This is a genomic window from Haloarcula amylolytica JCM 13557 (assembly GCF_000336615.1).
Taxonomy (GTDB): Archaea; Halobacteriota; Halobacteria; order Halobacteriales; family Haloarculaceae; genus Haloarcula; species Haloarcula amylolytica.
The window spans coordinates 110890-132265 of the sequence record NZ_AOLW01000024.1 but is presented as its reverse complement, the minus strand read 5'-3'; the positions used below and the strand labels follow the sequence as shown (position 1 = coordinate 132265).

The window sequence follows — 21376 nt, the reverse complement described above, 5'->3', positions numbered from 1 at the left end:
CGTGAGATGGACCTGCCGGTCTGCCTCGCTCCGATAGCAACGAGCGAATCAGCCCCAACCGAACGGATACGGCAGTCATCCCAGCGGTTAGCGGGCGACAGCATGACAACAAGCCTTTACCCGCGCCGTCGCGTATCTCGCGCTAACAATGGTACTCGACGATCTTGGGAGTTCGCTTCGGGGGACACTCGACGACCTCCGGGGGAAGTCCCGGCTCTCCGAGGAGGACATCGCGGACATCGTCAAGGAGATTCAGCGGTCGCTGTTGCAGGCCGACGTGGACGTCGGGCTCGTACAGGACCTCTCCAGCAGCATCGAGACGCGCGCGCTGGAGGAGGAACCGCCGGCGGGGACGACCCCACGCGATTGGGTCCTGCGAATCGTCTACGAGGAACTGGTCGACCTCGTCGGCGAGTCGACCGAACTACCGCTCGAAGAGCAGACCATCATGCTCGCCGGCCTGTACGGGTCGGGGAAGACGACCACGGCCGCGAAGATGGCATGGTGGTTCTCGACGAAAGGGCTCCGACCGGCCATCATCCAGACCGACACGGACCGGCCCGGTGCGTACGATCAGTCCAAGGAGATGGCCGAACGCGCCGAGGTCGACTTCTACGGCGACCCCGACGAGGACGACCCCGTGAAGATCGCCCGCGACGGGCTGGAAGCGACGGAGAACGCGGACGTTCGCATTGTGGACACGGCGGGCCGTGACGGCCTGAACGAGGAACTCATCGAGCAGATAGAACGCATCGAGCAGGAGGTCCAGCCCGACCGGGACCTGCTCGTGCTGGATGCGGCGATGGGCCAGAGCGCCAAGAGCCAGGCCGCTGACTTCGAGGAAGCCATCGGCATCGACGGCGTCGTCATCACGAAACTCGACGGGACGGCGAAAGGTGGCGGCGCGCTCGCCGCCGTCAACGAGACCGACTCCACCATCGCCTTCCTCGGCTCCGGGGAGACAGTCAAGGACATCGAGCGGTTCGAGCCCTCCGGGTTCATCTCGCGCCTGCTCGGGATGGGCGACCTCAAACAGCTCACCGAGCGCGTCGAGCGCGCGATGGAGGAAACCCAGGAAGGCGACGAGGAGGACTGGGACCCCGAGGACATGCTGGAGGGGCAGTTCACCCTCAAGGACATGCGCAAGCAGATGCAGACGATGAACAACATGGGGCCGCTGGACCAGGTGATGGACATGATCCCCGGGCTGGGCGGCGGGCTGATGGACCAGCTCCCCGACGACGCGATGGACGTGACCCAGGAGCGGATGCGGGACTTCGACGTCATCATGGACTCGATGACCGAGGAGGAACTGGAGAACCCCCGCGTCGTCGGCCAGTCCCGGACCAGGCGCATCTGCCGTGGCTCCGGCAAGCCCGAGGAGCGGGTGCGTGAACTCCTCCAGCAGCACAAGCAGATGGAGCAGATGCTCAAGCAGTTCCAGGGCATGGGCGACGGCGACATGGAGCGGATGATGAAACAGATGCAGCAGGGCGGCGGAGGCGGCGGTGGCATGGGTGGTATGGGCGGCGGCGGTATGGGGCCGTTCGGCGACTGACGCCGCTTTCTCGGTCCGCGAGACGTGAGACGCGACGTTATTTTTGATGATTGATGTTCGAAATCCGGGCCAGAACTAAGGGTTGGCCCGTCCTACGGACGAAGCGAGCATGTACGAAATTGTCGCTGGGATAGACAAAAGTGAGGCTCGTGGGACCGCCATCGCGGAAGCGATAACCGAGATTCCGATGGACGCCAGCGAGGTTCGCGTCACGCTGCTGCACGACTTCGAGGAGAACCCCGAAGGCGCGTCCGTCGATCAGGTGGCCTCCGTGCGCCGGGCACGGGAAGTCCTCGAGGACGCCGGCGTCGAGGTGGCGCTGGAGGAGTCAAGCGGCGAACCGGCCGACGCGATCCTCCGGCTGGCTGACGAGCACGACGCCGACATGATCGTTGTCGCCGGACGCAAGCGGACGCCGACGGGCAAAGTGCTGTTCGGCAGCGTCACACAGAGCGTGATTCTGGGCACGGACCGGTCCGTGCTGGTCTGTAGCGGCAAAGAAGAGTAACGCCGCAGTCAGACGCCGTACACTTCTTCGACCCGTTCAGCGAGCGGCGACGGGTCCGTCCGGCCAGTGATCCGCTCGACGGGCTCGCCGTCCTCGAACAGCACGACGGCGGGTGCCGCGTTGACACCGACCGACTGACAGAACTCCGGGGACCGCTCGCCGGCGAGACCACCGACTGGAACGCCCTCGGGGAACGCGGCCAGCACGTCGTCTAATTCCGCTTTCATCGCTTCGCAGGGCTCACAGAACAGTTTCCATACGGTGACGACACACCGGTCGTGGGCGTCGACGAAGGCCGCGTAGCTGTCGTCGTCTAAGTGTTCGACTGCGTCGGGGACCGGCGTCTCCGGCCCCAGTTCGGTCGCCATCTGTGCCATCGTCGTCAGTTCCACGGAGGTGTAGGAGCCGTCGACGTTCGACCGCAGCGTCAGGAACGTGGCGAACTCCTCGCGCGACACGTCGAGTTCGTCGACCCGCTCGGCCGCTTCGGCGGCCGAATCGAGGCCGAACACGTCGGCGACGGACTCGTGGAACTCCGCGTCGCCCATCGTGACGTAGGTGTCGTAGTACACCCCGCGGTCGGCCTCGAACGCTTCCGTCGTGCTGACTTCGTCCGTTTCCTCGTCGATGACGACGACACCTTCCGATTGCAGTGCGTCGAGCAACGCTTCGGCGGATTGTGTGTTCGACATTCAGACACCTAGGTACTTGTCGCGGGTCTCTTGGTCGTTCTGCAGTTCCTCGGCGGCCCCCTCGAAGACCACCTGGCCGCGGTCCAGCACGTAACACCGGTCGGCGATTTTCATCGCCGCGACGGCGTTTTGCTCGACCAGCAGTATCGTCGTGCCGTCCTCGCTGATGCGTTCGATGGCGTTCTCGACGGACTCGATGATCTGCGGTGCCAGCCCCTCGTATGGCTCGTCGAGCATCAACAGGTCGGTGCTCTGGTGGAGCGCGCGGGCGATGGCGAGCATCTGCTGTTCGCCGCCCGAGAGCGTGCCGGCCTTCTGGGAGCGTCGCTCGTCGAGTCTCGGGAAGTACTCGTAGATCTCCGCCGTCGACATCCCTTCGTCGCGGAAATCGAGCTTCCGCCGCCAGGTGTTCGACTTGTTGCGGACGGTGTCCGCGAGGTGGAGGTTCTCGGCGACGGTCAAATCAGTGAACACGCGCCGTTCCTCCGGGACCAGCGAGATGCCGCGGACGGCGATGTCCTCCGGCGGGTCGTTGGTGATGTCCGTTCCGTCGAACTGGATCGTGCCGCTCCGGACGTCGGGCGGCGTCGCCCCGGAGATACACCGGAGCGTCGAGGTCTTCCCCGCTCCGTTGCGGCCCAGCAGGGCCGTGATCTCGCCGTCGTCGACGTTCATCGACACGTCCTGAATGATGTGGCTCTCGCCGTAGTAGCCGTTGATGTTGTCCACGTCGAGCAGCGTCATTCCTCGACACCTCCCAGGTACGCTTCCTGCACAGCGGGGTCGTCCTGCACTTGGTCGGGGGTCCCCTTCGCGATGACTGACCCGCGGTTGAGGACGATGATACGGTCGGAGATGTCGAAGACGATCTCCATGTCGTGTTCGACCAGCAGGAACGTCAGGTCGAGTTCATCCTTGACTCGCTTGATAAGGTCGACGGTCGATTTCGTCTCCTCGGGGCTCATCCCGGCGGTCGGCTCGTCCATCAGCAGCATATCCGGTTCGGCGGCCAGCGCAATGCCGAGTTCGAGCCGGCGCTTGTTCCCGTAGTCGAGGCTGGCGGCCTCGTTCTCCCGCTCGTCGTACAGCCCGACCGACTCGAGGACCTCGTTCGCCAGTTCGTCGACCGCCGGATAGCTGTTCTGGTTGCGGAAGAAGTTGAACCGGAACGAACCGTGTTCGGCCGCCAGCGCCGCGATAGTCGCGTTCTCCTTGACGGTCAGTTCGGGGAAGATAGAGGCCGTCTGGAAGGACTTGCTCATCCCCCGCTGGACGACCTCGTGTGGGTCCATCCCGATGATGGAATCCCCTTGGAACGCGATCTCGCCGTAGCTCGGTTCGAGCCGTCTGGTGACGAGGTTGATGAACGTCGATTTCCCCGCGCCGTTGGGGCCGATCAGGCTCACGCCCTCGCCCTGTTCTATCTCCAGGTCCACCTCGTCGACGGCCGTGAGACCGCCGAACTGCTTGGTGAGTTGCTCGGTTTCGAGAACCGTCATTTGTCCTCACCTCCGAGAAGCCGGGTTGGTATGGAGCTGATCCTTTGAAACACGGCTTTGACCTTTCGGACGATCAGATCAACCGCGTACCGTAGCGCGGCCTTGATTCCGTTTTCCCGGGTGAACCGTATCGCCGCCATAATCCGGTCTTGACTGTATTCGATACCGCCCCAGATACCGTTGGGGAAGACGACGACGGCGACGACGAACACGATGCCGAGGATGAGATGCCAGAAGGGCCCCAGCGTCGGGAACCCGCTGACGATGTTCTCGATGTACAGGTACAGGCCGGCACCGAACAGCGGCCCGAACAGCGATCCGACACCGCCCAGCACAGTCATGATGACGATACGACCGGACTCAGTCCAGTACAGCGACTCCAGGGGCACGTAGTTCCCCTCGATGGTGAACAGGCTCCCGGCGATGCCGGCGAAGGCCGCCGAGATGATGAACGCCATGAGCTTGTACCGCCAGACGTCAAGCCCGACGAACTCCGCGCGTCGCTCGTTCTCGCGAATCGCGCGGAACACGGTCCCGTACGGCGAGTGCAGGATGCGGTTCGCCATCGCGACCGACAGCACAGTCATGACGGCCACGAACACGTACAGCATGTTGTCGACCAGCATCGACAGCGGGAACGGCACCCCGCCGTGGATGTCGATGACGCCCAGCAAGTGACCGATATCCACGGAGGTGAACCCGTTCTCACCGTTCGTGAGGAACGCCAGCGGCGACGCCGCCAGATAGAACGACATCTGGCCGAACGTCAGCGTCAGGATGGCGAAGTAGATTCCGCCGCGGCGCAGCGACAGGAACCCGACAATCCACGCCATCAACACTGCAAACACCGTGCCGGCGAGCAGCACCAGCAGCGGCGAGCTGCTCACGCTCGCGCTGAAGATACCGGCGGCGTAGGCCGCGCCGCCGAAGAAGACGGCGTGGCCGAACGACAGCAGGCCGGTGTACCCGAGCAGGATGTCGAACCCGACGGCGAAGATGCCGTAGATGAGTACTAGCGTCGCCAGCTGCGTGTAGCCGTCGAGGAAGTTGTTGAAGAGGAACGGGAAGACGGCCACGCCCACGACCGTGAGCAGCACCGTCGATATCTCCCGGTCGCGGAAGCTGGCCCAGCGGTCGCCGAGACCGCCGGTGACCTCCGCGTCGGCGTCGGTCGCCGCCGTGGCAGTCGCGTCGCGCGGTTCGTCGCTCACGAGACATCAACCTCCGAGCCAAGCAGCCCCTGCGGACGCACAAGCAGGATTATCGCCGCGAGCGCGTAGATGCCGACCTGGCTCCAGGCTGCGTAGCCGGTCTGTATGAGCAGCACCTGTAGTGTCCCGAGCATCAGTCCGGCCACGACAGCCCCTTCTATCTTCCCGACGCCGCCGATGACGACGGTCAGGAACGCCGGTACCAACTGTTCAGTACCGATGTTGGGATTGACGTTAGCGAGCGGGCCGCCGACGACGCCGGCCACGCCGGCGAGGGCGGCACCGATGCCGAAGACGACGAGGTACGGCCGGCTCAGCCTGATCCCCAGCAGGCGAACCATCTCGTCGTCGAGGGTACCGGCCTGAACGATGAGGCCGAAGTCGGTGTACTCGACGAGGGCGTACACGGCCAGGACGAGGACTGCCGTAATCACGATGACGCCGAGTCGCCAGCGCGGGAAGTTCCCGACCACAGGCAGCGCGATGGGACCGGATGCCCACGAGGGCTGTGGGAACGGCTGGCTGTTCCCGCCGAGCATCGCTCTGAGCAGTTCCTGGACGATGATTGCGAGCCCGAAGGTCACGAGAATCTGGTCAGTGTCGGGGCGGTCGTAGAACGCCTGTGCGATGAATCGCTCCATCAGGAGGCCGATGACGAACACGACAATCGGCACGATGACCAGTGCGGCGATGAATCCCAGTCCGATGCCGTACGACTGGATGCCCCATTCTACCAGTTGGCCGTCATTCAACGGAACACTTCCAGTTATGAACAGCCCCAGATACGCACCGATGAGGTACAGCGCCCCGTGGGCGAAGTTGACGAACTTTAGCGTCCCGAGGATAATCGACAGTCCAACCGCGAGCAGGACGTAAATCGCGCCCTGTTGCAACCCATTCAATAAGATGGTGAGGATGTCCGCGAGTAGCGTCACGCCGGATCCCCCCCACCGCACTCTGCTCGTACTCTCTGCGTATTCCTAATCATGCTAGTTTTTGTGTATCAAGTAAGGCAACCTCATGAACTATAAATCATGAGGGACACGGTCCCCTGTCCGGATTCCGTCCTATTCGTCGCCGTACTCGCCGAGTTCGCACTCTGCGGCCGGTCCGGAATCGCACGCGTATCCGACGTCGTCCCGGGACGTGATCTCGACAATGTCGATGAAGTTCCCGTCTGACTGTTCGCTCTCTGGCAGCCCCTGAGCGACCGGAATGTCCCGCTGGGCCTGGTGGTCGCAGGCACGCATCGTCTCCTCGCCCATGCCGATGTTGCTGTACTCGTAGTCCTCCAGTTGGCGGATGACCTCCGGCGGGTAGAACGTGCCCGCACGTTCGGCGGCGGCCGCGTACTGGAGCGTCTGCGAATAAGCGAGCTGGGCCGGGCCGGACGGGACGCGGTCGTACTCGTCCTGGAACGCCTGGGTGAACGCGTTCGACGCCTCGTTGTCGATCTGGGAGTCCCAGGCGATCGTTCCGTAGATGCCTTCGATGGAACCACCGGCGGCCTGTGCCATCGGGCGGTTGTACAGCGGGACGACGAGTTCCATGTCCTCGTCGATACCGGCATCGACGGCCTGCGAGACGGAGTTCGCGCCGTCCAGCCCGTAGTGGTTCAGGACGAGCACGTCCGCGCCGCTGTTTGCGGCCTCCGAGAGATACGAGGAGAAGTCGCTGGTCCCGAGCGGCGTCGGCACGCTGTCGACCTCTTCCCAGCCGATCTCCGAGAGGAACTGGTTCATCGAGTCCTGTTGGGTCTGGCCCCAGGAGTAGTCGGCGTACAGCTGGTAGAACTCGTTGTCCGAGCCGTACTCGCTTTCAAGCACCGGCGCGAGTGCCTGCCCGGTCATGTACGCGTTGAACATCTCCCGGAACCCGTACCGGGCGCAGTCTTTGCCGGTCGTGTCGTTGGAGTGCGTCAGACAGGCCATGAACATGACGTTCTGCGACTGACAGAGGCCCTGTACGGCGATGGCCACTGCGCTGGAAGAGCCGCCCGAGATCATCACCACGTCGTCCCGGTTTATCATTCGCGAGGCGGCCTGTCGAGCGGTATCGGCGTCGGTCGCCGTGTCGCCGTTCACCGAATCGACCGTGTACCCGAGGACGCCGTCGCCGCTGAGGTCCTCGAAGGTGTCCACCCAGCCACCCCCGTTGTTGAGGTGCTTCTGGGCGAGTTCGTACGCCCGTAGTTCGTCCTGGCCCTCTGAGGAGTAGGGCCCGGACTGTGGAACGTTGAACCCGAACGTGACCGTGTCGCCCTCGACCGGGAAGTTCCCGAGCGACGGGTAGTCGTCGCCACCATCGCCGCCACCGTCGCCACCATCGCCGCCATCGCCGCCACCATCGCCACCGTCGCCACCGGAACAACCGGCCAGTCCCGTCAGCCCTGCCACACCTGCAACGCCCGTACTCTTCAGCAACTGTCGTCGGTTGACCGTACTGCCATTAGTTGGCATGTTCCATACGGTGGTTCAATCTATCATAATAGTTTCGGTAGGTTAATCAACGGTTTCACATCTATGTACTGACAGATATCGGCTAAACGACGATCCGTAGACTTATTCCGATCTGATTGGTTTGCTAGAGCATGGCGAGGAATCTGCGTCGGCAGTTACTCGTCTTCATCGTCGTCGTTACCGCGGGCTGTGGGGGGTTCGGGTTCAGCGGCGGCGACGACTCGGCGACGCCGGTGACGCCCGCCCCGGTGCCGACCGACTCCGCGACCACGTATCCGGCCGGCGCCGGGGCGACAGGCGTCACCAGCCCATCTCTGCTCGGTTCCGCACACGGTGACCGTCTCAACGAAACCGGGTACACGCTGACGATGAACCGGACCGTCAGATATGCAAACGGGTCGTTGCGGTCCCACCTCCGAGTCCAGGTCGCGCTGGACGCGAACCGGACACACCTCGCTAACATATCTGTCCGCGGCCCTGCCGCCCCGGTGCTCCTCGGTCGGCCGCCGGCGACCGCGTCGTTCTGGTCCGACGGCGATACGTATCTCCGCCGACTCGTGCGCGACAACCAGACGATCTACAACGAGTACGACCCGCCGGACAGCTACGCCGGAACGTGGCGGTACTGGGTTCACGCCGCCGCGTTGAACGGCCGTCCGGCCGCCGACGTCACTCGGACCGTTGCCCCGTTCCACACCCGGACCTTGCGGCCCCAGCAGTCAGACGGGACCACCTACGTCATCAGGGGGGACCGGCTACGGGAGAACACCTCGTCGACAGCGTGGGCGTCCCGGGAGAACGCGACGCTCGTCGCCCACGTCACGCAGTCGGGCCTTGTCCGGCACTACCGGACCGAGTACACGACGCTCACGGACGGCGACGAACCGGTCACCGTCACCAGAACTATCAGGTTTACCGCGGTCGGCAACACGACGGTCGGACCGCCGCCGTGGCGTGACAGGGCGCAGTCGACTCCCGGTTGAGGGCGCGCCAGCGCTATCAGGGGGCTTTTTTTCGCTCGCCGCCCTTCGCCCTGCAATGACTGTCCGCGAGGTGGCACTCGAAGCCTACCGGGAGTCGCTCCCGGTACTGGCGCTCAGTGCGGTCGGCGGCCTCTTCGCGGGCGTCGTCCTCGGCGGCATGGACGCGGAGTTACAGGACGTCGCCGGGCTACTCGTGCTCGTGCCGGCGCTGCTTGCCACTCGGGGGAACGTCTACGGCTCGCTCGGCGCACGCCTGGGGTCGGCGCTCCATCAGGGGCTTATCGACCCGACGTTTTCTTTCGACGACGACCGCATCAACGCCGCCGTCGCGGCGGCACTGGCAAACGGCGTGCTCATCAGCGGCGTCGCCGCGGTGATGGCCGTCGCCCTGCTCGCCCTGGTCGGGCGACCGTCGGCCCCGCTCACAACCCTCGTCGCCATCGCGCTCATCGCGGGCTTCGTCTCCGGACTGCTGTTGACCATCGCCGTCGTCTCGGTCGTGTTCGTCGGCTACCGCCGCGGGCTCAATCCGGATACGCTGGCCGGCCCGGTCGTGACGACGACGGGCGACGTGGTCGGTATCGCGACGCTGCTGGGCGCGACCCGCCTCGTCCTCGCACTGGGGGGTGGCTGAGTGGCGGAGTTCGCCTCCCAGTGGTCGGTCTCGGGTATCGTCCGGACGATGTTTCCCATCCTGGTCGTGCTCACCGCTATCGAACTCGGGAGCGGCCTCGTACTCGATACCTTCGAGGGAACACTGCTGCAGTACCCGTCGCTGCTCGTACTCGTTCCGGTGACCATCGGGATGGCGGGCAACCTCGGCAGCATCCTCGCGGCGCGGTTCTCGACGGCGTTTCACCTCGGTCTTTTGTCATTCGCGGCGACCGATGACCGGCTTGCCGGCAACGCGATCGCCACCGTTGCCCTCGCGGTGACGCTGTTCCCGCTCGTCGGTGCCGGTGCGTGGCTCCTCCAGGCCGTCATCGGCGGCACTGCGCTCCCGCTCCGGACGGTCGTTCTGGTCGCGCTCGTCAGCGGGAGCCTGCTGGCGGTGCTGGCCATCGTCGTGACGACGGTGACGACCTACGCCGCCTACCGGTTCGAACTGGACCCCGACGACGTGGTCATTCCCGTCGTCACGAACGTCTGTGACGTGCTGGGCGTGGTGGTGCTGTTCGGCGCTGTGCGGGTGTTCGTGTGATCTGGTGAAGTGGCTGTGCTAGCCACAGACGCGATTGCTCGCTCAGCGCGATTCTGTCGCTACCGATGGGCATTTGCCAGCTAGACCACTACTTTCAGACGTGCAGTCGCTCGTCGCCGCCGTGCTTGGCCACCCCATAGTCGCTGTCCTCGGAGAGGTCGCTATCAGGGTCCTCCGTATCACGTTCTTTCTCTCGTTTGGCGTGTTCCTCGCGGAACTGGCGGTCGCGTTCGGACTGGTCGAGAAAATCGCCGTTGTCTCGCGCTATCTCACGTCGCCGGCGAACCTCCCGGACGAGGTTGGCACCGCTATCCTGACGACGACGGCGTCGACAACCGCCGGCTACGGGATGCTCGCCGACTTCCGCGAGTCCGGCGTGCTGTCCGACCGCGCGACGATAATTGCCGTCACCATCAACACGTTCTTCGGCTTCGCCCAGCACATCATCACGTTCTACGCCCCGATACTCATCCCGATCCTGGGCTTTCGGGTGGGGGTGCTGTACGTCGCCACGCGGGGGCTCATCGCGCTGGCGATTACGCTGACCGGCATCGCCGCCGGTGCGGTCCTGCTGGACGCGTCCAACGTCGGTCGGTCGACCGCAAATACGGACCCGGCCCCTGACGGCGGGACGGCCGACGACGCGGGCGACGTGTTCGACGAGCGTCCGGAGAGCCGCCGGGCAGCGGTCAGGACGGCGTTCGACGCGACGGCCGAGAAGGTCCGGGACATCCTGCCCCGACTGGCGGCCATCTACGCCGTCGTCTCGCTGCTCGTCGCCTACGGTGACGAGATACTGGCGCTGGCCGGCAGCGACGGGGCCTCCGTCACCGCCGCTGCCGACGGGTTCGCGGGACTGCTGGGGCTGCCCGGCGCGGCCATCCCCGTCATCGCCGCCTACGCGCTCGACACGACCTCGGGGGCGACGGTCATCTCGCCGCTCATCAGAAACGGGACCTTCACCGCCCGGACCGCCGTGGCGACGATGCTCGTCGGCGGCATCATCTCCTTTGCCGTCTCGACGTTCAAGCGCTCGATTCCCTTCCAGTTCGGCATCTGGGGCCGGGAGTTCGGTACGAAGGTCATCGTCGTCAACACGGGGCTGAAAATCGTCTGGATCGCGCTGGCACTGGTCGTCCTGCTGTAGTGCGAAACCGGTGGTCCGCCGTCAGTCGAACGTGTAGGCCATCATCACCTCGTCGACCTGCTCGCCGTCGATGCTGTAGTGGTTCCGGCGGATACCCTCGGTGTTCCAGCCGTGGTCTTCGAGGAACACCATCGCGTTCTCCGTGATCGCCGGCACGCTGTTGTACAGCTTCCGGTAGCCGTTGGCCTTCGCCCAGCCCAGCCCGCGTTGCATGAGCTGGCTGCCGATGCCCTGGCCACGCTGCTCCTCCCTGACGCCGACGGTGAGCTGGGCCGTCTCGCGGAGCTTGTCCAGCTGTGGGAGGTCGAGGTGGCACCAGCCGATGACCTCCCCGTCGACCGTGGCGACGAAGAACACCCGCGATTCGACCGTGTTGTGTCGCGTGACAGCGTCCTCGTACAACAACTGCTCGGCGACGCTCTCGGCGACGACGTACGTGCCGTCGCTGGAGACGTTCCGAATGGTCTGGACGAGCCCTTCGAAGTCGTCGTTGTGGGCCGGCCGAATCGTGTACGTCAGCCCGTCTGTGGTGTGTTGCTCGACTGAGCCGACATCGAGCGCCAGCGTCAGGGTCCCGCCGTCGTCCTCGATGTAGCCCTTCGACAGAAGATGTGTCAGCGCCTCTTCGAACGCCTCCGGCGAGAGGTCTACCATCTCACGGACTCTGTGCCGTGCCGCCGTCCCGTGTCGCTCGACGTGCTGATACACCTCCATCGCGGCGCTCGTCTCGAAAGTCGGCCGTTCGACAGCGTCCATATCGAGTACATCTACTAGCAGATTATTAACAATTGTTATTCGGTAACACGAAACATGAAACGTGGTGGGAGTTCTGTCCGAGCAGTCCCGGTCGACTGTGACGAGATGCGTCCGACTGTCGATTTAGACTGTGTCCGGAATCGGGTCGGAGATGACGACGGCGTCGCCTTCGATGACGCAGTTCCCCTCGGAATCGTCGACAGCCGTGGCCAGGCGGAACCGGTTGTCCTTGATGCGTTCGACGACCTCACAGCGGGCCGTGACCTCCTCGCCGATGTCGACGGGTCCCTGGTAGCTCAGCTCCTGGGAGAGGTATATCGTCAGCCCGGGGAGCCGGGCCAGGGCTGCGCTGATGATTCCCGAAACGAGCGTTCCGTGGGCGATCCGGCGACCGAACCGCGTCCCTTCGGCGAAGTCCGCGTCGAGGTGGAGTCTGTTCGTGTCGCCGCTCGCCTCGGCGAAGGCCTCCACATCGGCCTCGGATATCGTCTTGCTGAACCGGACGTGGTCACCGACGTCGATACCGTCGGCGGTCCCGTAGCTCTCGAACGTCCAGTCCTCGCTCTCGTACAGCGTGTCCGGTCGGGTGAACCGCTTTTGCTGTGGCGGCTCGCCGGTCGGTCCCTTCATGCGTGAGAGGTGCGGAATGTAGTCCGAGAGGTCGGTCGTCGTGACGATGCCGACGAGAGTCCCGTCCTCGACGACGGGCAGTTTCTTGATGTTGTTCGTCCGCAGCCGATCCACGGCCGTTTCGATGTCCGCGTCGGGCGTGATCGTCACCAGCGTCTCGGCCATTACGTCACCGACCGACAGCGCTCTGGTATCCCCCTCGGCTGCGGTGACGGCGACGATATCGCTCTCCGTGATGATGCCGACGCAGCCGCTGTCGTCCTCGACGACGAGCGAGCCGATATCCTCGTCGCGGAGGCGCTTCGCCGCCTCGATGACCGGCGCGTCGGGGCTGATGGTTTCGACCGGCGTCCGCATGATATCTCTAACTGGTAGCGGGACGAGCATCCTACCGGAACCCAGACATGGCAGACGTATAACAGTCCGCCCGACGACACCGGCACCCTTGTGTCGCCGGCCACCGACATCTCGACAATGCGTCGGCTCGCGTTCGGTCTCGTCGTCGTCCTCGTGGTCGCTGCCGGCTGCAGCGGCTTCACTACTTCTCCGTCTCAGCCCGCGGGGACCGCCGTTGACAGCCAGTCAGCAGTCGACGTTCCGGAGCCCGCTGTCACCGTGACCGTCACAGCTGTCGTCGACGGCGATACGATACAGGTCGCCTACGAGAACGGGACTGGTGACACGGTCCGACTGGTCGGTGTCGACACGCCCGAAGTCCACACCGAGAACGACCCCGCGGAGTTCGAGGGCGTCCCCGAGACCGACGCCGGTGCGTCCTGCCTCCGCAGGGCCGGCACGAACGCGTCGTCGCTCGCCAAGCAACAACTGCTGGGCGAGACAGTCGGGCTCGCGTTCGACCAGAATCTGGACCGCCGCGGCTACTACGACCGACTGCTGGCCTACGTCGTCCTCGACGGGACGCTGTTCAACTACCGACTCGTCGAGACTGGTCATGCGAGGGTATACGACAGTGAATTCTCCCGCACCGACCGATTCTACGCGGCCGAGGACGTTGCCCGCTCCGATCGGCGCGGGCTCTGGCGCTGTACGGACCCGGACGCAGTGACCCACACGGCTATCGCCGACGGCGGGACCGAGAGTGCCAGCGGCGTCGAGATCGCGGAAATCCACCCCGATGCGACGGGCAACGACAACGAGAACCTGAACGACGAGTACGTCACGCTCACGAACACCGGCGACGCGGCGCTCGACCTCTCAGGCTGGACAGTCAGCGACGAAGCCGGCCATCAGTACACGTTCGCGGACCTGACCCTCGACCCGAACGCATCGGTGACCCTGTACTCCGGTAGCGGAACCGACACCGACACGGAGCGGTACTGGGGCCGGAGCGGGGCGGTCTGGAACAACGACGGCGACACTGTCATCGTCCGGAACGCCAGCGGCGAGACGGTCCTGCGGCAGTCGTACTGACGCCGCTACGCAGGGATGGCAGTATAAACCGTTCCAGTGCTAACCGCTGGCATGGCCATCCGGCAGCTGACGCCCACCCCACGGGCGGTCGACTGGGGGCTGTTCGCGGCGGTGGCGGCGCTGCTTGCCACCGGTGTCGCCACCATCTTCGCAGGCATCCCCAGCAGCGCGTGGATTATCGACCTCCACGCGCTCTCCGGCGTGGTTCTGACGCTCCTGTTGCCGGTGAAGCTCCGCCGTGTCGCCCATCGCGTCGCTCCGTCACGGCTGACCGGTGCCCGCGTCCTTTCGGTCGTTCTGGCCGCGGTCGCACTGGGCGCGCTCGGCACCGGTGTCTGGTGGATATTCGGCGGCACGCTCGACCTCGGGCCGTGGGGGCTGTTTCACCTGCACGTCGCGCTCGGCCTGCTGGTCCCGCCACTGCTACTGGTGCATCTCCGTGCTCGGTTCTACTCTCCAAGACAGGCCATCCGGGGCGGCCGCCGGGACGTCCTCCGGTACGCCGGGCTGGTGACTGCCGGCGCGCTCCTCTGGCGAGTTCAGGGGCCAGTCAACGACGCGCTCGACTCGGCCGGCGCGGACCGCCGGTACACCGGTTCGCGGGAGGAAGGGACCGACGATGGCAACCGGTTTCCCGTCACCAGTTGGGTCGCCGACGACCCGGACCCGGTCGACGCGGCCGACTGGTCGCTGTCGGTTGCCGGCCGAGTCGCTCAGGAGACCAGCTACGCTGCCGGCGAACTCTCGCCGGACGCGACCGAATCGGCGATACTTGACTGTACGAGCGGCTGGTACTCCGGCCACGAGTGGCAGGGCGTTCGGGTCGGTGACCTGCTCGACGCCGCCGACCCCGACGACGCGGCGGCGTGGGTCCAGTTCCGCTCGGTGACCGGCTACCGGTGGAGCCTCCCGCTGTCGGAGGCCCGCGATGCCGTGCTGGCCACCCACGTCGACGGCGAGCGCCTGGCCCACGGGCACGGCTACCCGCTCCGACTCGTCGCACCGGGCCGCCGTGGCTTCCAGTGGGTGAAGTGGGTCGAGTCGGTTCGGGTCAGCAAGCGCCGCGAACTCGGTGAGTGGCTCGCGATATTCGTGAGCGGGCTCTGAGTTTGCTCGTGTGCTCCAGCAACAGAGCAGTCGCCGTTCTCTCGGGGTAATCCCGCGTGGAAAGAGGGGATTACCCGCAGTATCTGCTCACTTCGGACGGGTACACCCCGACGCACTGTCTCTCTACGCTGACTCGGCGCTCAGCACAGTACGACAGGCCCAGCGGTCGAAAGAGCAGCTTACCACTGTAGTTGTCATTGAAGCTACCACTAACGAAGTGCTGTGGAGCAGTAGCGGGGGCTATGAACTGGCGGCAGCCCGCCCGACTCACCGGCCCGTCGAACACCGCCGTCGCCCTGTGGGCGGTTGCCGTCGCCTTCTTCGGCGTCGGTGACCTCGTCACGACGCTTGTCGGCTACAGCATCACCGGCGTGACGGAACTCAGCCCGGTCGTCAGGCTACTGCTGGAACGGCATGCACTGCTGGTGTTGACTGGCCTGAAAGCCTTCGTATTCGTTGGCTTTTTCGCCATCTGGAAGTACGTCTCCTGGCCGTACTCCATCGGTGTCCCGCTCGGACTGGCGCTGCTGGGCGTCGCGGTGACGGCGTGGAACACCGGCATCATCCTCACCGCCCTTCTGGCCTGAAACCGCCGGCTGACCGCCTCTGATACCCACGGCGTTCTGTGCCGGCAGTTGTATGTGCTACACCAGCGCGTCGATAGAATCCCAGAGGTCCGGCCCGCCGTCGTCGCCCGACTCGTAGTGAATCGGTACGAAACCGGCGTTGCGGGCGCCCTCAACGTCGGTTTCGTACTCGTTACCGACCATCACATACTCGTCGGCCGGTAGTTCCTCCCGGACCCGGTCGAACGGCGCGCTGTCCGGTTTGTGTGCGCCGACCTCGTAGGAGGCGACGAAGCGGTCGAACAGGTCGGTCAGCCCGTGGTTGTCGAGCTTGCCGACCTGCCGCTCCCGGACGCCGTTGGTGACGATCGCGAGTTGGTTGTCGGCAGCGAGTGCGGTCAGGCTATCCCGGGCCGCGTCGGGTACGGTCGTCGACGCGTACTCGGTCTCTCTGAGTGTCTCGACCACCGCATCGAGGTCGGCGTCCGCTCCGGCCGCCTCGACGACGGCGGCCATAGATTGACGGTACGGCTCCGGTTCCAGTGCCTCGAAGGCCGTATAAAACGCGTCTTTGCTAACCGCCCGGAGTTCGTCCGTGTACTCGATACCGTGGGCCTCGACCGTCCGGCGGATGATGTTCTTGTACGGCTCCGGGTAGTGGACGACCGTGTCGTCGAGGTCGAAACAGATGGTCGTCGTCATGTCTCCTCGTCGTAGACCGGCTGGCCGTCCTCGGTCGGCGGCGCGACGTAGTCGATGTACTCCTCGGCCGTCGGTTCGTGGACGGTCACGTTCACATGGATATCGCCCAGTTCCGAGGGGTCACCGACCGCGAAGTTGATACGCCCCTCGAACGCCGCTTGCTTCTTCACGTCGAACGCGAAGGTGTCCTCCTCCAGATTATCGAAGAAGACCGACCGGGCTGTATCCAGGATTTCCCGTCGGTGGAGCAGCTCGGAGAACCCGTCCATCGTGTGGACTTCGGCGACGAGTGTACCCTGCTGGTGAGTCGGGTCGGCCTCAGGGAAGAGGTTCCGGACCGCGTCAGCGACCCGGTCGGTCACTTCAGTGTCGTTGACGGGGGCCTCGATTCGGATGTCGACGGAGTAGACGGCGCTCATTGGTCGAGTGCCTCCGGTCCGTCCCGAATCAGTGTGCGGACGGTCCGCTGGAACGCGGCCAGCGTCTCCGTGTTCTCGATGGTCAGGTCGGCCATCTCCATGGCCTCGCCCATCCCGAAGCCGAGTTCGCGAGCGTCGCGGTCTTCAAGCGATTCGCCGCCGTCCTCCGCCGAGGTGTCCCGCCCACGGAGGTCGAGGCGGTCGGCCCGCAGTTCGAACGGGGCGTCTATCTCGACGAGCAGGAACCCGTCGCCGAACGCCGACTCGAACGCCTCGACTTCCACATCCGACCGGATACCGTCGACGAGAACGGTGTCGTTCGATTCGAGTTCCGCCTCGATCATCGGTAGCGAGCGCTCGGCGATGGCGGCGGGACCGTTCTCCGCCCGGAGCGCCTTTGCAACCGTCCCGTGGTCCGATGCGGGGTCGAGCCCGCGGTCACGGCACTCCTCGCGGATGACGTCGCCCATCGTCACGACCGGCACGCCCATCTCGGCGGCGACGTTCGCTGCCTCGCTTTTCCCGCTGCCCGGCAGCCCGACGATACCGATAACTGTCATTGCCGGGCGTAATCGAGCAGCGGGCAAAAGCCCTCTCGTTCGGATCGGTCCTCACCGCTCGCGGACGACGACGAACTCCGCGAGGTCCCGCAGGTACTCCATCGACTGGGATTCCGGGGCGTCGATAGTCGACAGCGACTCCAGCGCGGCGTCGGACTCGGCCCGCGCTCGTTCGTTTGCCTCCTCGGTCGTCAGTTCCGTCACTTCCACCAGCGACGGCCGCTCCATCTCCGCGTCGGTCCCGGCCGGCTTGCCCAGCGTTTCGGCGTCGGCCGTCGCATCGAGTACGTCGTCACGCATCTGGAAGGCGACGCCGACCCGTTCGGCGTACTGGCCGACCGCCTCGACCGTGTACGGGTCCGAGTCGGCGGCGATAGCGCCAAGTTCCGCCGCAGCGCGGAACAGCGCCCCGGTCTTTCGGCGGGCCAGTTCCATGTACTCCTTCTCGTTAGAGGGCTCCGCGACCAGTTCCATCGCCTCGCCTTCGCCCAGTTCGACCATCGACTCGGAGACGGTCTGCATGGCGCGCTCGTCCGTCGAGAAAAGATTGAATGCCTCACCGAGCAGGCCGTCGGAGGCGATGATGGCCGGGCCGTGGCCGAAGGCTTCCCAGGCAGCCGGGGACCCCCGCCGGAGTTCTGACTCGTCGATGATGTCGTCGATGACCAGTGAGGCGTTGTGGACGAGTTCGATGCCGACCGCGAAATCGACGGCATCGGCCGGCTCCCCACCCAGCGCCTCACACACCAGCACTGTCACCGTCGGCCGCACCCGCTTCCCCCCGGAAAGCGCCACATGACGCACTTCGTCTGCGAGTTCGTCCGGCTCCACGCTGTCGAGGACAGCCTCCAACCGCTCCTCGACCCGGTCCCGCCGGCGCTCGAGATACTCCATTACCGCTCCCTTAGGACTACCATAAAAAGTACCTTGTCACCCGCGATTCAGTGTGTGGTGGCTACTTGAACTGTTCGATGAGTGCCGGGACGACCTCGAACAGGTCATCCTGAATGCCGTAGTCGGCGATATCGAAGATCGGCGCGTTCGGGTCGGTGTTGATGGCGACAATCGTGTCCGAGCCCTTCATCCCGGCGACGTGCTGGACGGCCCCGGAGATGCCGATAGCGATGTACACGTCCGGGGTGACGACTTTCCCGCTCTGGCCGACCTGACGGTCCTTCGCCAGCCAGCCGTTGTCGATGAGTGGCCGTGAACCCGACACCGTCGCGTCCAGCGCCTCGGCGAGGTCGTGGATGATATCCAGGTTCTCCTCTTCTTCGATACCGCGGCCGACGGACACCAGCACGTCCGCGTCCGTGATGTCGATGTCACCACCGCCGACCTCCTCGAAGCCTTTCACGGTAGACCTGACGGCGCTCTCGTCGATGGTCGCGTCGAACGCTTCGATGGCAGCATCCCCGTCCGCTTCGATGGTCGGCCACTCGGCCGGACGGATGGTCACGGCCGCCTGGTCGGCGTGGACGTCGATTGTCGTTTCGGCTTTCGAGCCGTACAGTTCTCGGGTTGCAGTGAGGCCGTCCTCGGCGTCGATATCGACCACGTCGGTCACGAGCGGCCGGTCCAGCCGGTTAGCGACCGCTGGCGCGTAATCGAGGCCGTTGACGCTGTTTGGCATCAGGAGGACGGTCGGGTCCAGCTCCGTGGCCAGCTGGGTGACGACCTGCGTGTACACGTCGTGGTTGAACTCCTCGCCGATATCGACGGTGTGGACGGTGTCGACGCCCTCGCGGTTCAGCTCCGCCCCGAACGCCTCGACGTCACCGCCGATGACGGCGGTGTGTAGCTCGCCGCCGAGTTCGTCGGCGAGATCGCGACCGGCTGCTAACTGTTCCAGGCTCACTGGGCGGAGCTCCCCGCGCCGGTGTTCGGCGATAGCGAGAACTGACATTAGCTGGTCACCCCCTTCTCCGCGAGCAGTTCAGCCAACTCGGTCGCCGTTTCCTCGGGACTCCCCTCGAACACCGTCGCCTCGCCCTCGGTTTCAGGCTCGTACAGCGAAGTCTGTTCCAGCGGGCTCTCGATCCCGGCCGCGTCGAGGCCGATGTCCGCCAGGCTGTACTCCGCGAGCTCCTTGCTCTGGGCCTGCCGGATGCCCCGAAGGCTCGCGTAGCGTGGGTCGTTGATCCCGGTCTGTATCGTCAGGACGGCCGGAATCTCGATGTCGGTGAGTTCCTCGACGCCGCCTTCCAGTTCTCGGTGGACGCTGGCGACACCTGCCTCCAGATCGAGGTCGAGATCGTTGACGACAGCGCCCCACTCCATGTCGAGTTTGTCGGCCAGCGTGACGCCGGTCGCCCCGAACCCGTCGTCGGCGGACTGGACACCGGTCAGCACCAGATCGGGGTCTTCCTCGGCAGCGACGGCGGCCAGCACTTGGGCCTTCGTTTCGGGGTCCAGCAGGCCGGCGTCATCGAGTGCGTCGTCCCAGACACGGATCGCTCGGTCGGCCCCTTTCGCCAGCGCTTGCCGGATCGTTTCGTCCGTCTCGGACGGGCCGATAGTGGCGGTGACGACCTCGACGTCGTCGTGGGCCTCCTTTATCTGGACGGCCGCTTCGACAGCGTACTCGTCCCACTCGTTGAGGTCGGCTGTGACGTACCGGTCGTCGATAGCGAGTCCGTCGATCTCGAACTCGTCGTCGACGGCTGCCACCTCCTTCACCGTGACAAGGATTTTCATGCTGAGACGTCCGACCGGACAGCGAATAAACGTTTTCGAACCAGAAACCACGCCCGGCTCGTTTACAGTCAAATAGTCCGGACAGTTACTCGTCGAAGTCGGTGATCTCTTCGTCCGGGAACGAAATGAGGTTCTCCCGACCGATACGGAGTTTGTCGATGCGGCCCTCCTCGTCCATCGCTGAGAGCAACTGCGACACCTTCGCGTTCGACCACCCGGTCTCGGAGACGATGCGAGCCTGCTTCATCCGTCCGCCGTTTTCTTCCAGGAGCCGTTCGACGCGTTCCTCGTCGCTCAGCAGTTCGACGTCGACGTCGTCCGAGGCTGCGGTGTCGCTCACCGGGGCTGCCGTCCCGGCACTGTCGTCTCCGTCGTCGTCGGTCCCGGCAGCGACCGATGGCAGCGCGTCAGTGTATCCGGTCTTGAACATGTAACCGACGGCCCCGACGAGCAGCACCATCAGCACGACCCCGCCGATCCAGGTCGAGTCGACGCCGCCGAACATCGATCCAGGGGTTTCTGCCGGCGTCTGGGTAGTCGGTTGTTCGCCAGTGTAAACGACGGACAGGTACCCCGGCTCGAACGTCCGTCGCCCCTCGAAAATCAGCTTTCCGTCGTCGACGGCGCTCGGGGCGCTCTCCACCCCGTACTCAGGCGGTGGCGAGATAACGAGTCGCTGGTCCGCAGTTAGCGTCCCGAACCACGTACCGTCCGTTGAATTGAACGCGTCCCCGACGACGATGTTCTCGCCGGTGACGACTGCGAAGTTCGTCCACGTAAACTCGAGGATCAGTTGCCCCTTGCGGTCTGACACCTCGTACCGACGGTCGACGTCGGTAATCTCCATCTCGCGGCCGGTGACGGCACTGGCCTCGTCGCTCGCCTCCCGGAACGACGGCAGCCACACTGCCTCGGTGTCCTCGCTGGCGAACTGCTCACCGGTGTTTCTAAACGACTCAGTTTCGGATTCGTCGAGCGCGTAGGTGTCTGTTATCGTCCACTTGGCATCGCCGTTCGATTGGATCTGGAGAGCGAACGTCGTGTTCTCCGCGACCGGTGCCGGCGTCCCGGTCGTCTGCTGGGCGGGGACGGTATCTGTTGCCGCCGCTGTCGCAAGCGGCGGGGTCGCCAACAGGGCAAACAGGACAAGGAGGAGGGCACCTGATACCCGCGGGGTCATTCTCGTTCACCGATGAACGTTCTGGGGGCAAAACCCTTTCCATCCGAGAATAAAACGTCAGCGGGCGCTT

At 64.9% G+C, this 21376-nt stretch carries 24 protein-coding genes; 9 read left to right on the top strand and 15 right to left on the bottom strand.

What is annotated here, in order from left to right; all coding sequences use genetic code 11:
• Positions 1-148: 148 nt before the first annotated feature.
• Positions 149-1558: a signal recognition particle protein Srp54 gene (locus tag C442_RS13050; RefSeq protein WP_008311158.1), complete on the top strand. Its 1410-nt coding sequence runs from the start codon at positions 149-151 to the stop codon at positions 1556-1558.
• A 109-nt stretch (positions 1559-1667) separates the two neighbouring features.
• Positions 1668-2066 carry a universal stress protein gene (locus C442_RS13045; protein ID WP_008311156.1) on the top strand — a complete coding sequence of 133 codons (399 nt, stop codon included), beginning with the start codon at positions 1668-1670 and terminating at the stop codon, positions 2064-2066.
• Between the two features lie 8 nt (positions 2067-2074).
• On the opposite strand, the gene C442_RS13040 is transcribed toward C442_RS13045, so the two are convergent.
• The 6 genes from C442_RS13040 to C442_RS13015 form a co-directional block, all read right to left on the bottom strand.
• Positions 2075-2758, bottom strand: a complete 684-nt coding sequence (locus tag C442_RS13040; protein ID WP_008311154.1) for a thioredoxin family protein — start codon at positions 2756-2758, stop codon at positions 2075-2077.
• Positions 2759-3502: an ABC transporter ATP-binding protein gene (locus C442_RS13035; RefSeq protein ID WP_008311153.1), complete on the bottom strand. Its 744-nt coding sequence runs from the start codon at positions 3500-3502 to the stop codon at positions 2759-2761.
• The gene (locus C442_RS13030) at positions 3499-4257 is read right to left on the bottom strand and encodes an ABC transporter ATP-binding protein (RefSeq protein ID WP_008311152.1); all 759 of its coding nucleotides are present in this window, start codon (positions 4255-4257) and stop codon (positions 3499-3501) included. The genes C442_RS13035 and C442_RS13030 overlap by 4 nt, the downstream gene beginning before the upstream one ends.
• A complete protein-coding gene (locus tag C442_RS13025) occupies positions 4254-5468 on the bottom strand; it encodes a branched-chain amino acid ABC transporter permease (RefSeq protein WP_008311150.1) in 1215 nt (404 codons plus the stop codon). Before C442_RS13025 ends, C442_RS13030 begins: the two co-directional genes overlap by 4 nt.
• On the bottom strand, positions 5465-6403 hold the full coding sequence (locus C442_RS13020) for a branched-chain amino acid ABC transporter permease (RefSeq protein ID WP_008311148.1): 939 nt from the start codon (positions 6401-6403) through the stop codon (positions 5465-5467). The genes C442_RS13025 and C442_RS13020 overlap by 4 nt, the downstream gene beginning before the upstream one ends.
• Before the next feature lie 132 nt (positions 6404-6535).
• Positions 6536-7927: a substrate-binding protein gene (locus C442_RS13015; RefSeq protein WP_080504311.1), complete on the bottom strand. Its 1392-nt coding sequence runs from the start codon at positions 7925-7927 to the stop codon at positions 6536-6538.
• A gap of 131 nt (positions 7928-8058) precedes the next feature.
• Here C442_RS13015 and C442_RS13010 point away from each other — a divergent pair, with 131 nt between their 5' ends.
• The 4 genes from C442_RS13010 (at position 8059) to C442_RS12995 (ending at position 11258) form a co-directional block, all read left to right on the top strand.
• Complete coding sequence (locus C442_RS13010) at positions 8059-8910, top strand: DUF7537 family lipoprotein (RefSeq protein WP_008311144.1); 852 nt, start codon at positions 8059-8061, stop codon at positions 8908-8910.
• 55 nt (positions 8911-8965) lie between these two features.
• Positions 8966-9544: a magnesium transporter gene (locus tag C442_RS13005; RefSeq protein ID WP_008311143.1), complete on the top strand. Its 579-nt coding sequence runs from the start codon at positions 8966-8968 to the stop codon at positions 9542-9544.
• On the top strand, positions 9545-10111 hold the full coding sequence (locus tag C442_RS13000) for a magnesium transporter (protein ID WP_008311141.1): 567 nt from the start codon (positions 9545-9547) through the stop codon (positions 10109-10111).
• Positions 10112-10211: 100 nt separating this feature from the next.
• Positions 10212-11258 (top strand): nucleoside recognition domain-containing protein, encoded by a 1047-nt coding sequence (locus tag C442_RS12995; RefSeq protein ID WP_008311139.1) that lies wholly within the window; start codon positions 10212-10214, stop codon positions 11256-11258.
• A gap of 21 nt (positions 11259-11279) precedes the next feature.
• Here the strand turns inward: C442_RS12995 and C442_RS12990 are convergent, their stop codons facing one another.
• Positions 11280-12014 carry a GNAT family N-acetyltransferase gene (locus C442_RS12990; RefSeq protein ID WP_008311138.1) on the bottom strand — a complete coding sequence of 245 codons (735 nt, stop codon included), beginning with the start codon at positions 12012-12014 and terminating at the stop codon, positions 11280-11282.
• A 123-nt stretch (positions 12015-12137) separates the two neighbouring features.
• Entirely contained in the window at positions 12138-13031 is an 894-nt protein-coding gene (locus C442_RS12985) for a CBS domain-containing protein (protein ID WP_049942976.1), read from the bottom strand.
• 87 nt (positions 13032-13118) lie between these two features.
• Between C442_RS12985 and C442_RS12980 the strand changes: the two genes are divergently transcribed.
• The 3 genes from C442_RS12980 (at position 13119) to C442_RS12970 (ending at position 15769) form a co-directional block, all read left to right on the top strand.
• Positions 13119-14075: a lamin tail domain-containing protein gene (locus tag C442_RS12980; protein WP_049942987.1), complete on the top strand. Its 957-nt coding sequence runs from the start codon at positions 13119-13121 to the stop codon at positions 14073-14075.
• A gap of 51 nt (positions 14076-14126) precedes the next feature.
• Positions 14127-15182: a molybdopterin-dependent oxidoreductase gene (locus tag C442_RS12975; RefSeq protein WP_008311132.1), complete on the top strand. Its 1056-nt coding sequence runs from the start codon at positions 14127-14129 to the stop codon at positions 15180-15182.
• Between the two features lie 242 nt (positions 15183-15424).
• Positions 15425-15769, top strand: a complete 345-nt coding sequence (locus tag C442_RS12970; protein ID WP_008311130.1) for a hypothetical protein — start codon at positions 15425-15427, stop codon at positions 15767-15769.
• A gap of 57 nt (positions 15770-15826) precedes the next feature.
• Here the strand turns inward: C442_RS12970 and C442_RS12965 are convergent, their stop codons facing one another.
• The 7 genes from C442_RS12965 to C442_RS12935 form a co-directional block, all read right to left on the bottom strand.
• Positions 15827-16450 carry an HAD family hydrolase gene (locus C442_RS12965; RefSeq protein WP_008311128.1) on the bottom strand — a complete coding sequence of 208 codons (624 nt, stop codon included), beginning with the start codon at positions 16448-16450 and terminating at the stop codon, positions 15827-15829.
• Positions 16447-16869 (bottom strand): RNA-binding domain-containing protein, encoded by a 423-nt coding sequence (locus C442_RS12960; protein ID WP_008311126.1) that lies wholly within the window; start codon positions 16867-16869, stop codon positions 16447-16449. The genes C442_RS12965 and C442_RS12960 overlap by 4 nt, the downstream gene beginning before the upstream one ends.
• The gene (locus C442_RS12955) at positions 16866-17429 is read right to left on the bottom strand and encodes an AAA family ATPase (RefSeq protein WP_008311125.1); all 564 of its coding nucleotides are present in this window, start codon (positions 17427-17429) and stop codon (positions 16866-16868) included. Before C442_RS12955 ends, C442_RS12960 begins: the two co-directional genes overlap by 4 nt.
• Positions 17430-17480: 51 nt before the next feature.
• Entirely contained in the window at positions 17481-18323 is an 843-nt protein-coding gene (locus C442_RS12950; RefSeq protein WP_004594002.1) for a polyprenyl synthetase family protein, read from the bottom strand.
• 61 nt (positions 18324-18384) lie between these two features.
• A complete protein-coding gene (locus C442_RS12945; RefSeq protein ID WP_008311122.1) occupies positions 18385-19335 on the bottom strand; it encodes an electron transfer flavoprotein subunit alpha/FixB family protein in 951 nt (316 codons plus the stop codon).
• A complete protein-coding gene (locus tag C442_RS12940; RefSeq protein WP_008311121.1) occupies positions 19335-20126 on the bottom strand; it encodes an electron transfer flavoprotein subunit beta/FixA family protein in 792 nt (263 codons plus the stop codon). The genes C442_RS12945 and C442_RS12940 overlap by 1 nt, the downstream gene beginning before the upstream one ends.
• An 85-nt stretch (positions 20127-20211) precedes the next feature.
• On the bottom strand, positions 20212-21306 hold the full coding sequence (locus tag C442_RS12935; RefSeq protein ID WP_008311120.1) for a helix-turn-helix transcriptional regulator: 1095 nt from the start codon (positions 21304-21306) through the stop codon (positions 20212-20214).
• Positions 21307-21376: the final 70 nt, after the last annotated feature.

Excerpts from the sequence above, each read along its gene's own strand:
- C442_RS13050 (WP_008311158.1), top strand. The coding sequence starts at position 149 with ATGGTACTCGACGATCTTGGGAGTTCGCTTCGGGGGACACTCGACGAC.
- C442_RS13045 (WP_008311156.1), top strand. The coding sequence starts at position 1,668 with ATGTACGAAATTGTCGCTGGGATAGACAAAAGTGAGGCTCGTGGGACC.
- C442_RS13040 (WP_008311154.1), bottom strand. The coding sequence starts at position 2,758 with ATGTCGAACACACAATCCGCCGAAGCGTTGCTCGACGCACTGCAATCG.
- C442_RS13035 (WP_008311153.1), bottom strand. The coding sequence starts at position 3,502 with ATGACGCTGCTCGACGTGGACAACATCAACGGCTACTACGGCGAGAGC.
- C442_RS13030 (WP_008311152.1), bottom strand. The coding sequence starts at position 4,257 with ATGACGGTTCTCGAAACCGAGCAACTCACCAAGCAGTTCGGCGGTCTC.
- C442_RS13015 (WP_080504311.1), bottom strand. The coding sequence starts at position 7,927 with ATGCCAACTAATGGCAGTACGGTCAACCGACGACAGTTGCTGAAGAGT.
- C442_RS13010 (WP_008311144.1), top strand. The coding sequence starts at position 8,059 with ATGGCGAGGAATCTGCGTCGGCAGTTACTCGTCTTCATCGTCGTCGTT.
- C442_RS13005 (WP_008311143.1), top strand. The coding sequence starts at position 8,966 with ATGACTGTCCGCGAGGTGGCACTCGAAGCCTACCGGGAGTCGCTCCCG.
- C442_RS12990 (WP_008311138.1), bottom strand. The coding sequence starts at position 12,014 with ATGGACGCTGTCGAACGGCCGACTTTCGAGACGAGCGCCGCGATGGAG.
- C442_RS12985 (WP_049942976.1), bottom strand. The coding sequence starts at position 13,031 with ATGCTCGTCCCGCTACCAGTTAGAGATATCATGCGGACGCCGGTCGAA.
- C442_RS12980 (WP_049942987.1), top strand. The coding sequence starts at position 13,119 with ATGCGTCGGCTCGCGTTCGGTCTCGTCGTCGTCCTCGTGGTCGCTGCC.
- C442_RS12975 (WP_008311132.1), top strand. The coding sequence starts at position 14,127 with ATGGCCATCCGGCAGCTGACGCCCACCCCACGGGCGGTCGACTGGGGG.
- C442_RS12970 (WP_008311130.1), top strand. The coding sequence starts at position 15,425 with ATGAACTGGCGGCAGCCCGCCCGACTCACCGGCCCGTCGAACACCGCC.
- C442_RS12965 (WP_008311128.1), bottom strand. The coding sequence starts at position 16,450 with ATGACGACGACCATCTGTTTCGACCTCGACGACACGGTCGTCCACTAC.
- C442_RS12960 (WP_008311126.1), bottom strand. The coding sequence starts at position 16,869 with ATGAGCGCCGTCTACTCCGTCGACATCCGAATCGAGGCCCCCGTCAAC.
- C442_RS12955 (WP_008311125.1), bottom strand. The coding sequence starts at position 17,429 with ATGACAGTTATCGGTATCGTCGGGCTGCCGGGCAGCGGGAAAAGCGAG.
- C442_RS12950 (WP_004594002.1), bottom strand. The coding sequence starts at position 18,323 with ATGGAGTATCTCGAGCGCCGGCGGGACCGGGTCGAGGAGCGGTTGGAG.
- C442_RS12945 (WP_008311122.1), bottom strand. The coding sequence starts at position 19,335 with ATGTCAGTTCTCGCTATCGCCGAACACCGGCGCGGGGAGCTCCGCCCA.
- C442_RS12940 (WP_008311121.1), bottom strand. The coding sequence starts at position 20,126 with ATGAAAATCCTTGTCACGGTGAAGGAGGTGGCAGCCGTCGACGACGAG.
- C442_RS12935 (WP_008311120.1), bottom strand. The coding sequence starts at position 21,306 with ATGACCCCGCGGGTATCAGGTGCCCTCCTCCTTGTCCTGTTTGCCCTG.